The 14671-nt window shown below is 67.8% G+C and carries 16 protein-coding genes; 9 read left to right on the top strand and 7 right to left on the bottom strand.

What is annotated here, in order from left to right:
* The first annotated feature begins 26 nt into the window (after positions 1-26).
* The 7 genes from AAGI91_01125 to AAGI91_01095 all read left to right on the top strand — a co-directional run bounded on the left by AAGI91_01125 (position 27) and on the right by AAGI91_01095 (position 5579).
* Positions 27-1412: a UDP-glucose/GDP-mannose dehydrogenase family protein gene (locus AAGI91_01125; protein MEM1041208.1), complete on the top strand. Its 1386-nt coding sequence runs from the start codon at positions 27-29 to the stop codon at positions 1410-1412.
* A gap of 80 nt (positions 1413-1492) precedes the next feature.
* Positions 1493-2443 carry a UDP-glucuronic acid decarboxylase family protein gene (locus tag AAGI91_01120; GenBank protein MEM1041207.1) on the top strand — a complete coding sequence of 317 codons (951 nt, stop codon included), beginning with the start codon at positions 1493-1495 and terminating at the stop codon, positions 2441-2443.
* 114 nt (positions 2444-2557) lie between these two features.
* Positions 2558-3418, top strand: coding sequence for a glucose-1-phosphate thymidylyltransferase RfbA (gene rfbA, locus AAGI91_01115; GenBank protein ID MEM1041206.1), 861 nt, complete (start codon positions 2558-2560; stop codon positions 3416-3418).
* A 123-nt stretch (positions 3419-3541) separates the two neighbouring features.
* On the top strand, positions 3542-4114 hold the full coding sequence (rfbC, locus tag AAGI91_01110) for a dTDP-4-dehydrorhamnose 3,5-epimerase (protein MEM1041205.1): 573 nt from the start codon (positions 3542-3544) through the stop codon (positions 4112-4114).
* Complete coding sequence (rfbD, locus tag AAGI91_01105; GenBank protein MEM1041204.1) at positions 4111-4989, top strand: dTDP-4-dehydrorhamnose reductase; 879 nt, start codon at positions 4111-4113, stop codon at positions 4987-4989. Before rfbC ends, rfbD begins: the two co-directional genes overlap by 4 nt.
* A 39-nt stretch (positions 4990-5028) precedes the next feature.
* Positions 5029-5163 (top strand): hypothetical protein, encoded by a 135-nt coding sequence (locus tag AAGI91_01100; GenBank protein MEM1041203.1) that lies wholly within the window; start codon positions 5029-5031, stop codon positions 5161-5163.
* Between the two features lie 83 nt (positions 5164-5246).
* The gene (locus tag AAGI91_01095; GenBank protein ID MEM1041202.1) at positions 5247-5579 is read left to right on the top strand and encodes a hypothetical protein; all 333 of its coding nucleotides are present in this window, start codon (positions 5247-5249) and stop codon (positions 5577-5579) included.
* Between the two features lie 301 nt (positions 5580-5880).
* Here AAGI91_01095 and AAGI91_01090 read toward each other — a convergent pair whose 3' ends face one another.
* Entirely contained in the window at positions 5881-6573 is a 693-nt protein-coding gene (locus AAGI91_01090; GenBank protein MEM1041201.1) for a DUF427 domain-containing protein, read from the bottom strand.
* A 163-nt stretch (positions 6574-6736) separates the two neighbouring features.
* Here AAGI91_01090 and AAGI91_01085 point away from each other — a divergent pair, with 163 nt between their 5' ends.
* Positions 6737-6955, top strand: coding sequence for a ribbon-helix-helix domain-containing protein (locus AAGI91_01085; protein MEM1041200.1), 219 nt, complete (start codon positions 6737-6739; stop codon positions 6953-6955).
* Positions 6952-7353: a putative toxin-antitoxin system toxin component, PIN family gene (locus tag AAGI91_01080; GenBank protein ID MEM1041199.1), complete on the top strand. Its 402-nt coding sequence runs from the start codon at positions 6952-6954 to the stop codon at positions 7351-7353. Before AAGI91_01085 ends, AAGI91_01080 begins: the two co-directional genes overlap by 4 nt.
* Before the next feature lie 2 nt (positions 7354-7355).
* Here AAGI91_01080 and AAGI91_01075 read toward each other — a convergent pair whose 3' ends face one another.
* From AAGI91_01075 to AAGI91_01050, 6 genes are all read right to left on the bottom strand, one after another.
* Positions 7356-9401, bottom strand: coding sequence for an ABC-F family ATP-binding cassette domain-containing protein (locus tag AAGI91_01075; GenBank protein ID MEM1041198.1), 2046 nt, complete (start codon positions 9399-9401; stop codon positions 7356-7358).
* 64 nt (positions 9402-9465) lie between these two features.
* Entirely contained in the window at positions 9466-10191 is a 726-nt protein-coding gene (locus tag AAGI91_01070; protein ID MEM1041197.1) for a glycosyltransferase, read from the bottom strand.
* 31 nt (positions 10192-10222) lie between these two features.
* Entirely contained in the window at positions 10223-11617 is a 1395-nt protein-coding gene (locus tag AAGI91_01065; GenBank protein ID MEM1041196.1) for an undecaprenyl-phosphate glucose phosphotransferase, read from the bottom strand.
* A gap of 281 nt (positions 11618-11898) precedes the next feature.
* Positions 11899-12279 (bottom strand): GIY-YIG nuclease family protein, encoded by a 381-nt coding sequence (locus AAGI91_01060; GenBank protein MEM1041195.1) that lies wholly within the window; start codon positions 12277-12279, stop codon positions 11899-11901.
* A gap of 320 nt (positions 12280-12599) precedes the next feature.
* Complete coding sequence (locus AAGI91_01055; GenBank protein MEM1041194.1) at positions 12600-13652, bottom strand: T9SS type A sorting domain-containing protein; 1053 nt, start codon at positions 13650-13652, stop codon at positions 12600-12602.
* Between the two features lie 126 nt (positions 13653-13778).
* A complete protein-coding gene (locus tag AAGI91_01050; GenBank protein ID MEM1041193.1) occupies positions 13779-14576 on the bottom strand; it encodes an amino acid racemase in 798 nt (265 codons plus the stop codon).
* Between the last annotated feature and the right edge of the window lie 95 nt (positions 14577-14671).

Below are 14671 nucleotides of genomic sequence, written 5' to 3'. Positions count from 1 at the left end.
CACTTCTGACCGCACCTGCACCTGCTATGAAAATCGGAGTCATCGGTACCGGCTATGTCGGCCTCGTCTCGGGCGCGTGCTTCGCCGAGATGGGCAACGACGTCATCTGCGTGGACATCGACGAGCGTAAAGTCGAGAAGCTGAGCCGAGGTGAGCTGACCCTCTTCGAGCCCGGCATCGAGCGCTTCCTCGAACGCAACCTCCGCGAGGAGCGCCTGACCTTCACCACGAACCTCGCCGACGCCGTCGAGGCCGCAACCATCCTCTTCCTCGCGCTCCCGACGCCGCCCGGCGAGGACGGCTCGGCCGACCTTTCCTACGTCCTCGGCGTTGCCGGCGACATCGCCGACCTCCTCAAGGCTAACGACTGGGGCTACCGCGTGATCGTCGACAAGAGCACGGTGCCCGTCGGGACCGCCGACAAGGTGACCGAGATCATGGAGCAGCGCGGCCTGACGGCGGGCACGGACTTCAACGTCGTCTCGAACCCCGAGTTTTTGCGCGAGGGCGTCGCCGTCGAGGACTTCATGAAGCCCGAGCGCGTCGTGATCGGCACCGACAGCGAGCAGGCCGCCGAACTGATGACGCAGCTCTACGAGCCGTTCGTCCGCTCCGGCAACCCCATCATTGTGATGGACGAGAAAAGTGCCGAGATGACGAAGTACGCCGCCAACTCGCTCCTGGCGACCAAGATCACGTTCATGAACGAGATCGCGAACGTCTGCGAGCGCGTCGGCGCGGACGTGGACAAGGTGCGCCACGGCATCGGGACCGACAGCCGCATCGGGCCGAAGTTCCTCTACGCCGGGATCGGCTTCGGTGGAAGCTGCTTCCCCAAGGACGTGCAGGCCCTCGCCCGGACCTCGAACGAGAACGACTACTCGTTCGAAATCCTCGAGTCCGTCCTCCGCGTCAACGACCGGCAGCGCGGCCTGATGGCCGAGCGCGTGGTCGAGCACTTCGGCGGCGACGTCTCGGGCAAGCGCTTCGCCGTCTGGGGCCTGGCCTTCAAGCCCAACACCGACGACGTGCGCGAGGCCCCGGCCCACGTCATCATCCGCGCCCTCACCGAGCGCGGGGCCGAGGTCGTCGCCTTCGACCCCGAGGCCATCGAGACGACGCGCGACGTGCTCGGCGAAGGCGACCTGGGCAGCGGCTCGGTCTCCTACGCCGCCGACTCGTACAGCGCCCTCGTCCGCGCCGACGCGCTCCTGATCTGCACCGAGTGGCCCGAGTTCCGCCGCCCGGACTTCGAGCGGATGCAGCGCCTGCTCGCCGAGCCGCTGATCTTCGACGGGCGCAACCTCTACGACACCGACCGCATGGCCGAGGCCGGCTTCGAGTACCACTCCGTCGGCCGCCCGTTCGTGGCCCCCAGGCGCGACGCGGTCGCGCAGAACGGCCAAGCCTGATCCGGAAGACAAAGGACGGAGGACAGAAGACAGGTTTCTGTTCGCTGTCCTCCGTCTTCTGTCCTCTGTAATCTGACCCCATGCCCCGTACGCTCATCACCGGCGGTGCCGGCTTCCTCGGGTCCCACCTCTGCGACCGCTTCATCGCCGAGGGCCACGAGGTCGTCTGCATGGACAACTTCATCACGGGCAACCCCGACAACGTCGCCCACCTCGTCGGGCACGAGCGGTTCGAGATCGTGCGCCACGACGTGTCGACCTACGTCTACGTCGCGGGCGACCTGGACTACATCCTCCACTTCGCCAGCCCGGCCTCGCCAATCGACTACCTCAAGCTGCCGATCCAGACGCTGAAGGTCGGCGCGCTCGGGACCCACAACCTGCTCGGCCTCGCCAAGGCGAAGGCGGCGCGTTTCCTGCTCGCGTCCACGAGCGAAGTCTACGGCGACCCCGAGGTGCACCCGCAGCAGGAGACCTACTGGGGCAACGTCAACCCGGTCGGCTTCCGCGGGGTCTACGACGAGGCCAAGCGCTTCGCTGAGGCCATGACGATGGCCTACCACCGGGTCCACGGGGTCGAGACGCGGATCGTCCGCATCTTCAACACCTACGGCCCGAGGATGCGCCTCGACGACGGGCGGGCCTTGCCGGCCTTCATGGGCCAGGCCCTGCGCGGCGAGCCGATCACCGTCTTCGGCGACGGCAGCCAGACGCGGTCCTTCCAGTTCGTGGACGACCTGGTCGAGGGCATCCACCGGCTCCTGATGTCCGACGAGGCGGAGCCGGTCAACATCGGCAACCCGGACGAGTTGTCGATCAAGGCGTTCGCCGAAGAAGTCGTGGCGCTCACCGGCTCGGACTCGGCGATCACCTACCAGCCGCTCCCGGCCGACGACCCCCAGGTCCGGCAGCCCGACATCACGAAGGCCCGCGAGGTCCTCGGCTGGTCGCCCCAGGTGGACCGTGCCGACGGGCTGCGCCGCACGCTCGACTACTTCCGCGAGGCGGTCGCCGAGCAGGCCACGGCCTGACAGAGCGGAAGAGCGGAGGGTGAGAAGAGCGGAAGAGGATCAGGATTCGCCGCGGAGGCGTGGGGTGCCGCCACGCTATCTTCCTCGCTTTTGCTCCTCCCCACGTCCGCTCTCATGAAAGGCATCATCCTCGCCGGCGGGGCCGGCACCCGGCTCTACCCGCTGACGCTCGCCGTGAGCAAGCAGCTCATGCCGGTCTACGACAAGCCCCTGGTCTACTACCCGCTCTCGACCCTGATGCTGGCGGGCATCCGCGAGGTCCTCGTCGTCTCGACGCCCCGCGACCTCCCGCTGTTCGAGCGGCTCCTCGGCGACGGTGCGTCCTGGGGTATGGTCTTTTCCTATGCTGAGCAGCCCGCGCCGAAAGGCATCGCCGAGGCGTTTCTGCTCGGCGAGGACTTCATCGGCGGCGACGGGGTGGCGCTCGTGCTCGGCGACAACATTTTCTACGGGCAGGGTCTCTCGGGGCGGCTCCAGCGCGCCGCGCAGCAGGCCGAGGGCGCAACCGTCTTCGGCTACCGCGTCCGCGATCCTGAGCGCTACGGCGTCGTCACGTTCGACGACACCGGCCGGGCCATCGACATTACCGAGAAGCCGGCGCGCCCGACCTCCAACTACGCAGTGACGGGGCTGTATTTCTACGACAACGCCGTCGTGGACATCGCCCGCACCCTCGCGCCTTCGGATCGGGGCGAGTTGGAGATCACCGATGTCAACCGGGCCTACCTGGAGCGCGGCGATCTCCGCGTAGAAACGCTGGGACGGGGGACGGCGTGGCTCGACACGGGGACGCACGCGGCGCTGCTCGAAGCGGCCCACTTCATCGAGGTCGTCGAGAGCCGGCAGGGGCTGAAGATCGCCTGCCCCGAGGAGGTGGCCTACCGGATGGGCTACATCGACGCCGCCCGGCTCGAAGCGCTCGCCGAGCCCCTCGCCAAGAGCGCGTACGGGGAGTACCTTCTAGGGCTGTTGTAAACGCCGAGTGACGAGCTACGAACGACGAGTGAACGTCCCGTTCGCCGTTCGCTGCTCGACGCTCGTAGCTATCCCCGGCCGCTGCGCTGACGACTGTTCCACTGTCCGTCGTCTCCGAGACGAATGACCACGACTGAAACACACCTCCCCGGCCTGCTCCTCTTCGAGCCGCGCGTGTTCGAGGATGCGCGCGGGGCCTTCCGCGAGTGCTACCACGCCGACCGGTACCGGGCGCACGGCCTCGACGCGGACTTCGTGCAGGACAACCTCTCGCGCTCGAAGCGAGGCGTGCTGCGCGGACTGCACTTCCAGAAGCGGTATCCGCAGGGCAAGCTGCTCTGGGTCGTGCGCGGCACCATCTTCGACGTGGCCGTCGACCTGCGGCCGGGGCCGACGTTTGGGCAGCACGTCGCCGTTGAACTATCCGAGGCGAACGGGCGGCAGCTCTGGGTCCCGCCCGGCTTCGCGCACGGCTTCTGCGCCCTCTCCGACCAGGCCGATGTGTTCTACAAGTGCACCGACCTCTACCGCCCCGACGACGAGGGCGGCCTCCGCTGGGACGACCCCGCCTTCGGCATCGACTGGCCCATCGCCGAGCCGATCCTCTCGGACCGGGACCGGCAGCATCCGACGCTCGCCGAGCTAGAGCCGGAAGACCTGCCCCACGTCGAGGGTGTGCTGACGGGCGCGCCGTGACCGTTCTCGTTACCGGAGCAGGTGGTCAACTCGGGCGCGAGCTGGTGCGGGCCGGCGGGGACCGGGTCATCGGGCTGACGCGCGCCAGGTTGGACATCACCGACCGCGAGGCGGTGCGCCAGGCGATGGAGATGCATGCGCCGACAGTCGTCCTCAACGCGGCGGCCTACACGGCGGTGGACCGCGCCGAGTCGGAGCCGGAGGCCGCCTTCGCTGTCAACCGCGACGGCCCGGCGTACCTGGCCGACGCCTGCGCCGAGGCGGGCATCCCGCTCCTCCACGTCTCGACGGACTACGTCTTCGACGGGACGAAAGGCGCGCCCTACACGGAGGACGACAAGGCGAACCCGCTCGGGATTTACGGACAGAGCAAGTGGGCCGGCGAGGAGGCCGTCCGCGCCCGCCTCGACCGGCACGTCGTCCTCCGCACGAGCTGGGTCTTCAGCGCGCACGGGCACAACTTCGTCAAAACGGTGCTTCGCCTCAGCCGCGAGCGCGATGCCCTGCGCATCGTCGCCGACCAGCACGGCACCCCGACCGCCGCCGCCGACCTCGCCCGCGCTGCGTTGCAGATCGCCGAGCGTCTCGCCACCGACCCGGATGCACCGCACGGAACGTTTCACTTCGCCGGGATGCCTGCGACGACCTGGCACGGCCTCGCCGAAGCGGTCGTCGAAGAAGCCCGGCGGCACGGCTCGGTCCGCGCCGAGCGCGCCGAGCCGATCCCGACGAGCGCCTACCCGACCCCAGCCCGTCGCCCGGCCGACGCCCGGCTCGACACGTCGTGCCTGACCGACGTCTGGGGTATTGCCCCACCGTCCTGGCGCGACGCCCTGCGCGAGGTGGTGGCCGCATGTATGGAGCCTGCGAGGTAGCGCCGCGTATCTTCCTGCCCAACCTTTCTCTCCGATCTCATGCCCTTCGTCCTCGCCCAAGCCACCGACGTGCCGGTCGGCATAGGCCTCGAATGGATGCCGGTGGCCAGCATCATCGTGCCCATCGTCCTACTCCTCGCCATCGTCTGGTACGGCAGCCGCAGCACCGTCTGAGCAGCGCGCGTCGCGTTATCGCGCCTCGGGGCCTGATAACTTCCCATTCGTGCCGATAATCATGGGCTCTACCGCACTGCGCTTTGCCATCCCTGCAATCGTTTCGGATCGAAGAACCACTGGACCAACTGAGCACGGGCGCGGTCGAGGTCCTCGTCACGATGGACGACGGAAGCGAGCGGTGGTGCTTCTTCTTCGATCCCGGCCGGCTGGCGCTCGTCGGCGACTTGGTCGAGGGAACGGAGGTGAGGCTCCACCTCGGCGTCCGGCACATGATCGTGGTGTCGAAGCTTAGCGAGGAGGTGATCGAGCGGGTGCTGCTCCAGTTGGATGGCAGCGGGGATTTGCTCAACCACACTCTTGCCATTTCCTTCCGTGCGGTAGAACCCACCACTACAGGCCGACGTGAGGCGTGAGAGTGGTGGGTTCTCTGTAGCGTCGGCACCTACGTTGCTTGCCCGAACCCCGTGAGCTCGCGCGGCTGAGTGGCCTTTGCTCTGTTGAGAAGCTGTAAGAAGGGGTCATCCCGAGCGAAGTCGAGGGATCTCTAGTGGGTCCAACTGTGGCCTCATCAGAGATCTCTCCACTCGCTGCGCTCGGTCGAGATGACATAGAGAGAGCTTCTCAACGGAGCAAGTGGCCTTCTGTTCATACGGCCTTGAGACAAGGGCGCCGCATCGTTTATGAACCGCCCTCGTCTTTCGTTGGCTGTATGCCTCACCAGCCCCATGTCCCCGGCGCGCCCTTGAACGGGCCGACGACCTTCGAGGTGATCCATCCGCCGTAGAAGTCGCCCTCCTGCGCCTGCACGCGCTCGTCGCCAATCCAGCAGGCGTCCATCCGGCTCGGATAGAACGCGAGGTGGTCCTTGAGGTCGGCGTAGCGCGGGGCGGGCTCGGGGTAGCTCCAAGCGGCGGCAGCCGCGCGCTGCCCGTTCACCTCGACATCGAAATAAACTGCGCGGCCTTTGAACTCGCAGCCGCTCGTGCGGGCCGTCCGGGTGAGGAACTCTAGGCGGATGTCGTCCGGCGGGAGGTAGAGCGTCGGCGGGTGGCTCGTCTCCAGGATGCGGAGCGCGCGCGTGGTGTCGGCAATCGTCTCGCCGCCGAATTCGACGCGGACGCGCTCGGCGACCGGTTCGAGCGCGGGCGGACGGGGGTAGTCCCAGACGGACTCTTGGCCGGGGCCGGGTTCGATGCGACGGGTCATGACAGAAGGGGGAGCAGGGGGTGGAGGACGCCGGTGGGTCTGGTTCCATGCGTCAGCCTCGGCGTGGGTGGCGAACCGGAAGACGCCCCGAGGGGCAGCGCGCGCGCCGAGGAGCTGGCCCGCCGTGCGCTGGAGTCGGTCGAAGCGGTCCCAGTAGGGGGGCAGGTTGCGCCCGCCGAGCCCTTTCATCGAGTCGGCCATCGGTTTGGGGGAGCGTGTCTCAGAGCAACGAGCAGCGCGGGGCCGCGTTCCGAAGGCGCGCTCAGATACTCGCGGCTTGGAGGACGAGTGGAACCACGAGAACGCCCGCCCGTGCTATCTGTAATACACCGTCATACAGCTCTGTATACAACTCCGTGGTGCCATGACTTCAGCCGTCACCGTCCGCCTCGACCAGGACCTCGAACAACTTCTCGACGATGTCACCCGGCGTTCGGGGCGGAGCCGGAGCGAAGTGGTCCGCGACGCCCTCCGGCGGCAGCTTGCGCTCCTGGCGTTCGAGGGACTGCGCGAGCAGGTGATGCCGTTCGCCGAGGCGCGCGGCTACCTGACCGACGAGGATGTCTTTCGCGATGTCTCGTGAGGGTCTTCCTCGACACGAACGTGCTCGTGAGCGGTTTCGCCACGCGAGGGCTGAGCGCGGATGTTGTCCGGCATGTCATGGCCGAGCACGATCTGGTTCTGGCCGAAGTCGTGCTGACCGAGCTTCGGCGCGTGCTGCTTGACAAATTCGGTCTTCCCGCAAGGCGAGTTGGCGAAATCGAAGTCTTACTCCGACGGTACCCGGTCGAACCAAGGCCGACAGAGCCGACCGGGATCGAAGTGCGGGACATAGACGACGCTTGGGTGCTGGCCTCGGCGCTGGCAGCGGAAGCCGAGGTGCTCGTCACGGGAGACAAGGACTTGCTGGACGTGCAGGACGAGGTGGATGCTCTGCGCATCCTGACCCCCCGCGCGTTCTGGGAAGCAGTACGTGGCTGAGGTCAGGCGCTCGCGGCTTCGAGCTTGGCGGCGGCGTCTTCCCAGCGCTTCATCAGGTCCTTTAGCTCGGCCTCGACCTCGCCGAAGGCGCGCATGGTCTCCTGGAAGGCCTCGGCCTGCTGGTAGAACGCCGGGTCGGCGAGCTTGGCTTCGAGCGCGTCTTTCTCCTCCTCCTTCGCCGCGACCTCGTTCTCCAGCTTCTCGACGAGGCGAGCGAGCAGCTTCGGGTCCTCAATCGTGCCCGGCTTCTTGCCGTTCTGCATCGCCTGGTAGAGCCGGTTGCGCTCCTCGGCCTCGCGGCGCTTCTGCTCCTTCGTTTTCTTGCCGCCCGACGGCTTCGGCTTCGAGGCGGCGGGCCGTGGCGGCGCGCTGGCCTGCCCATCGCCTGAAGCGCTGGTCGGTTGCCCCTGCTTCTCGCGCTGCCAGACGAAGTCGGAGTAGCTGCCGTCGTAGACCCGCAGCCCGCGGTGGTCGACCCACCACACACTCGTCACGATCTGGTCGAGGAAGTGGCGGTCGTGGCTGACGACGACGAATGTCCCGGCGTACTGCCGGAGCGCCTCGACGAGGACGGCTTTGCTCGCCATGTCGAGGTGGTTCGTCGGCTCGTCGAGGATGAGGAAGTTGGCGGGGGAGAGGAGCGTCCGGGCGAGGGCGAGGCGGGAGCGCTCGCCGCCGGAGAGCACGCCGACCGTCTTGAACACGTCGTCGCCCTGGAACAGGAACGCGCCGAGGAGCGACCGAAGCTCGGTCTCGGTCTGCCCGCGCGAGACTTCCCGCAGGGCGTCGAGTGCCGTCAGGGTGTGGCTGATGGTGTCGGCCTGGTGCTGGGCGAAGAACGCGGGCTGGACCTGGTAGCCGACCTCGCGGGTCCCCTCGAACGGCTCCTGCCCGTCGAGAATTCTGGCGAGCGTCGACTTGCCCGCGCCGTTCTTCCCGATGAGGGCGATCTTGTCGCCGCGCTCGACGAGCAGCGGGCCGGCGTCATCGAAGACCTCGATCGTGCCGCCCTCGGGGTTGGGGTAGGTCTTCGAGAACGAGGACACGTCGAGGACGGACCGGCCGGAGCGCGGCGGCTCGGGGAAGCGGAAGTGGATCGCGGCCTCCTCGCTCGGCGGCGGGGCGATGCGCTCCATCTTCTCCAGCATCTTGATCCGGCTCTGCGCCTGCGAAGCCTTCGTGGCCTTCGCCCGAAAACGCTCGACGAACCGCTCCATCTGGGCGATCTCGCGCTGCTGGTTGTCGTAGGCCGCCTGCTGGAGCGCCCGCCGCTCCTTCCGCTCTTCTAGATAGAAAGCATAGTTGCCCGCGTACTCCGTCGCCTTGCCCGCGTAGAGCTCGGCGATGCTCGTCACCATTCGGTCGAGGAAGTAGCGGTCGTGCGAGACGAGGACGACGGCCCCGGGGTAGCTCTTGAGGTAGCCTTCGAGCCAGTCGATGGACTCGATGTCGAGGTGGTTGGTCGGCTCGTCCAGGAGGAGGACCGACGGGTTCTGGAGGAGGAGCCGGGCAAGCGCGACGCGCATCCGCCAGCCGCCGGAGAACGTCCGCAGCGGGCGCTCCATGTCGTCGGCCTCGAAGCCCAGCCCGGAGAGGACCGACTCGGTCTTGGGCCGGATCAGGTGGCCCTCCATCCGGTCGAGGTCGGCCTGCGCGCGCGTGAGGCGCTCGACGCGCTTCATGTAGGCGTCGGAGGCGTGGTCTGCGCCGTCGGTGTTCATCGCCTCCAGTTCCCGCGTCAGGTCCTCGACGGCCCGCTCGGCGTCGAGCACGTCCGAGAACGCGCCCAGCGCGGCGTCGAGGACGGTCGTCTCGCCCGGCATCTCCTGCACGTCCTGCGTGAGGTAGCCCACCGTCGTCCCGCCCTCGAACGAGACCTCGCCCCCGTCCACCGGCTGCGACCCCGCGATCGCCCGGAGGAGCGTCGACTTCCCCGCCCCGTTCGGCCCGACAAGGCCCGTGCGGACGCCCGGCCGGACGGCCCACGTCAGCCCGTCGAGCACGACCTGCCCGCCGAAGGCGACCGAGACGTTCGTGAGGTAGATCATGTCGAGTGGCGAGCTACGAGTGTCGAACGACGAATGAGGAGTAACTGCGGACCGGGTGAGGTCTTCAGCGGGAGAGGCCGACCCGAAGGCGAGCAGCAAGGTGGCGGAGCCGGCCGAGGACGCTGCGCGCGCCGAGGCCGTAGCCGTAGCGCGAGACGGTGCCCTCGCCGAGGTGGAAGACGTAGTCGTTGACCGGAAACGGGTGCAGCCCCAGACCGCGCTCGGCGGCGGCGATCTCGTTGGCGAGGCAGGGCGCGCCGTGCTTCGCAAAGGGCGGGAGGGTAAGGTACGGGGCGGTGCGGACGAGCGCGCACTTCGGGTGCACGTAGGTGTACGCCCGCTCGGAGGAGGTCTCGGCGAGGTCGAAGCCGCCTTCGCTCACGCGGTGGACCTGCCCGACCATGTAGGCGTCGTGCGCCTCCGCCTCCGCGAGCATGGCCTCCAGAAAGCCGCCCCGGTAGGCGATGCAGTCGGAGTCGAAGACGAGCGCCCAGGGCGTGCCGAGGTGACGGATGCCGGCGTCGAGGCCGGGGCCGTGGTGGAGGTTCTCACCCGGTTCGAGGAGGTCGACGGGCGGAGCCTCGGCGGCGAGGCGGCGAAGCTGCTCGGCCGAGTCGTCCGGCGAGGCGTTCTCCACGACCGCGATGCGGAGGGCCGGGTAGTGACTCCGCAGCGACCACACCGCCGCCCGCGTCAGGTCCGGCGTTCCGTAGTTGACGACGACCGCGCCGACCCTGTTGAGACCGGCCGGATCGGGTGCGGACGCAGGGGGCGTGGCCGAATCGGTCATACAGCGTGTCTGGAGCTACCCGGTGCCCGGCTCAGTACGCGTTCTCGTGGACGAAGCCCTTGAACAGCGTCAGGAAGACGATCTTGATGTCGAGCCAGAGCGACCAGTGCTGGATGTAGTAGAGGTCGCACTCGATCCGCTTCTCGATCGACGTGTCGCCGCGCCAGCCGTTGACCTGCGCCCAGCCCGTAATCCCGGCCTTGACCTTGTGGCGGAGCATGTAGTGCGGCACGCGGTCCTTAAACTCGTCGATGAAGACCGGCCGCTCCGGGCGCGGCCCGACGACCGACATGTGGCCGAGGAGCACGTTGAGGAACTGCGGCAGCTCGTCCAGGCTCGTCCGGCGGAGGAACGCGCCGACCGGCGTCGCCCGGCTCTCGCCGGACTTCGCCCACACCGCGCCGCTCGCGGCCTCCGCGTTGACGGGCATCGAGCGGAACTTCAGCATCTCGAAGCAGCGTCCGTTGAGGCCCATCCGCTCCTGCCGGTAGAACACCGGCCCCGGCGACGACAGCTTGACGGCGGCGGCGATCACGAGGAAGACCGGCGCGAGGAGCGTGAGCACCGCGAGCGAGAACGCGATGTCGGCCCCGCGCTTGACCACGCGCCGGAAGTCGAACGGCGTCTCGTCGATCAGGTGGATCACCGGCAGCCCGTCGATGTCCGAGACCCGGCTGTTGAGGATCATCTCGAACTGGAAGAGGTCGGGGACGAGGCAGACGTGCGCGAGGCGCGTCGCCGCGTCGTCGATCAGGCGCTCGACCTTGCCCGCCGCCCACGACGGGAGGCAGACGTAGACGAGGTCGACGGTCTGACCCCGGTCCTTGAGGTCGTCCATCACCGCGACGAAGTCGTCCACCGTCCCGAGCACGCCCGGCGTGCCGGCCTTCTCGTCGTCGAGAAAGCCGACGACCTCGAAGCCCATCCAGGGGTACTGCCGGAACGCGTTCGCCAGCCGCTCCCCGGCCCGCCCGGCCCCGACCACGAGGACGCGGCGGAGGTTGTGGCCCCGGAGCCGCGCCCGGCGCAGGGCGGCGTAGATCGAGAGCCGCAGCAGGATCAGAAAGGCCGAGGTCAGCACCCCGAAGGCCAGCATGTGCAGGCGCGAGAACGAGAACTCGCGGTAGAAGAACACCGCCGCCACCGAGGCGAAGAGGCCGAGTGTCACCGCCCGCGCCACGGCGAAGACGACGAGGGGGAGGCGCTGCGCCCGGCGGGTCTGGTAGAGCCCGGACAGCAGAAAGACCGCGCCCCAAATCACGAGGACGGCCGGCACGTAGCCGAGGTAGCGCTCCAGCGGGATCCACTCCGGCGGGGTCAGCAGTTCGAACCGGAGCACCCACGCCAGCGTCCACGCCAGGGCGATCAGGACGAGGTCGGCGGCGAACAGGAGGCGTTGCAGCAGGCGGCTACGCTCTTTGAGCATCGTACAGGTCGGAGAGACTTAGAAGCGTTCGGTAGCCAATCTCTGCATAGGCAGCGCTGAGGGGAGAGGGGGACGGGCGCGGAAAAATGATGCGGGAATATAGCACCACCGCGGGGAAGGGGAGGGAATCGGTGGAGAAAGGGGCGTGGAGAGCGGGGAAGGCTGACCCCCCGCCGCGCTTGCACCTGCTCCGGGACGTATCCCTTCGCAGGAGGCTGCACGCGGCTGTCTCCCTTGTCAAGAGCAAGACCGTCGCCTTCCAGGACTATGGCCTTCTTTGCCTATCTGTCATTCCCGCGCAGGCGGGAACCCATAATCACCTCCCGGCCCGGCATCCCCTCCGGTGGGACCGCAGAATCGACCACCGCCGCGTAGAGGTCCTCCCACGCCGGGTTCGCCTCGCGGACCAGTCGGAGCTTCCACGCTCGCCGCCACTTTTTCAGGCGCTTCTCGCGCTCGATGGCGTCGCGGATGTTGTCGTAGCGCTCGAAGTAAACGAGGCGGTGGACGCCGTAGCGACGGGTGAACCCCTCGGCGAGATCGTTCCGGTGCTCCCAGACGCGGCGGGCGAGGTGGCTCGTCACGCCGATGTAGAGCGTGCCGTTGGGGCGGCTGGCGAGGAGGTAGACGAAGCCGGGGCGTGGCACGGTGGGGCGTAGCATGGATCCCCGCCTGCGCGCTGGTGGGGATAGGTTTGCACAAACTACTTCGCCCCCAACAACAACGTCATGGGCTTACTCCGCTGCTGCGCGGTCCCACGAAGGTGGGAATCCAAGCAACGGTGGGTATAGATTCCCGCCTTCGCGGGAATGACGCATATCGGGGTTGGGGGTGTAGAATCGTTTCCTTCTGTGAACACCCCAGCCCTGGCAGCGCCTGCGCAGGGATGACGGGGGAGAGCTATGGCTCGGGAAAATAGGTAAATGTAGCGGCTCCTCCTGTCAAACGGGGGTCCGAAAGGGCTGCGCACCGTTGCGAGGCGCTACCGCACGAGCGTCAGCGGCTGCGTCGCGCGGTACCCACCGGCTTCCAGGCGCACGAGGTACGTCCCGCTCGCCCGCCCGGCCGCCTCGAACGACGCCGTGTGCCGACCCGCTGGCAGCGGCCCGTCGACGAGCACGGCCACCTCGCGCCCGGCAGCGTCGTAGACCACGACCCGGACGGCCGCGGCCTCGGGCAGCGAGAAGCCGACGGTGGCGACGCCTGCGAACGGGTTCGGGTAGACCGCCTCCAGCACGAACGCCTCGGGGAGTGTGTTGTCTGTCGGTTCGGCGTCCGTGGTGGGGCAGATGTCATCGAGGACCTGCTGCGGGCTGTTGCACTGTCCATCGGGGTCATTCTCCGCGATGGTAATGTTGTCATCGATGCCGGAGAAGGTAGGCGGATCGCCGGAGATGAGGCCAGCGAGGCCACACGAGCACTGGCGCAGCGCGGCGTTGAACTCGATGAGTAGGTTGCGGCCGATGGAGTCGAGGTTGTCGAGTCCGTCGAGCGAAGTGAGCGCGGCGTTGCCTCTGATGTCGAGGTCTTCGCCGAGGGAAGAGAGGTTGCCGAGTGCGTCTAGCGATGTAAGCGAGGCGTTGCCAATGATTATGAGGTCTTCGTCGAGGGAAGAGAGGTTGCTGAGTCCGTCGAGCGTGGCGAGCGCGTCGTTGATATCAATGAGTAAGCCTCCGCCGACGGAGGTGATGTTGTCGAGCCCATCGAGCGAAGCGAGCGCGTCGTTAAGAGAGATGCGGAGGTTTCCGTCGACGGAGGCGATGCCGTCGAGTCCGTCGAGCGAGGCGAGCGCGTCGTTTTCGGAGATGTTGATGTCTCCACCGACGGAGGCGAGGTTGGAGAGTGGAGACAGATCTGTGATGCTCGTATTATCCAAGAAGCCAGCGATAAATAGGTTGCCGGTCACCTCAGCGCAGTCGAAAGCGTCGACCTCAGCCTGCGTTTCGAGCGTGATGTCGCCGTTGCACACCTGCGCGGCGACAGGATCAGCAGTGCAGGCGAGGAGGGCAAGGAGAAAGCCGAGGAATCGCGTCATGAACAGTAGTCGTCGAGAGTATCAGCGAAGAAAGCGAGCGGCCGAAAGTGCGACGCGCCGGGCACGGACGGCCCCCTGTCCTCTCCACGCCGAACCAACCTTTCTCGCTCTCCACGCCGAACCTATTCACCCCTCGGCTTTCTCCGCGAGCGCCTCGGGCAGCGGCTTGAGCTTGTGTGGGTGCGTGGCCCGGATGAGCGCCCGGGCGAGGGCGTTCGTCGAGTCGATGATCGGGATACCCTCGAACGCCGGCTCGGGGACGGCGAGGGGTAGCTCGGTGCAGCCGAGGACGACGGCGTCGGCCCCGCGCGCGTGGAGGTGGCGGATGCCGTCGAGGAGGCGGCTCCGGGCCTCGTCGGTCGGCGGGTCGCTCTGCGCCTTGAGGCCCCACGTCTCGTCGAAGATCACCGGGTTCAGGTACTCGTCCTGGTAGGTCCATTCCGGTTGCACGCCCTCCAGCCCGACCGCCTCTAGGGCCAGCGAGTGCAGCCGCCCCTGCAGCGACGAGTTCGTGGCGAGCACGCCCACGCGCCGGATGTCGGCGTCGCGCCGCAGCGCGGCCTCGGCGCAGGCTTCGATGATGCTGACGAGCCGGATCGCCCGGCCCTCACGCTCCATCGTCTCCAGGAGCGGGTCGTAGATGACGGGCGAGTGAGCGGTGTTGCATGGCATCCCGGCAATCGCGCAGCCGGCGTCGTCCAGCCGCCGGAGCACGTTGAGGAGCGCCGGGACCGGGCTCGGTTGCGACGGGTCGGCGACGAAGGCCGAGCGGTCGGGGAAGTGGCCGGGGTACGAGACCAGTACCACCGGCAGGTGCTCCTGGTCGGTCGAGGCGTCGGTGTTGTCGAAGACTTTCTTGACGAGGTCGAGGCCGGCGTAGGGGCCGAGGCCGCCGACGACGCCGATGGCGTTGCGTTCGTCCATCGGAGAGCGGGGAGAGGAAAGCGGTGGGCCGGTGACGGAAGCGCGTGAAGGCGACGCGAAATCGAGGCGAGGACCGGAGGAATTGGGACGGGGTG

The sequence above is a fragment of the Bacteroidota bacterium genome (genome assembly GCA_038746285.1).
Lineage (GTDB): Bacteria > Bacteroidota > Rhodothermia > Rhodothermales > JANQRZ01 > JANQRZ01.
Note: the sequence above shows the minus strand (reverse complement) of the source record. Positions and strands in the feature narration are given on the sequence as shown.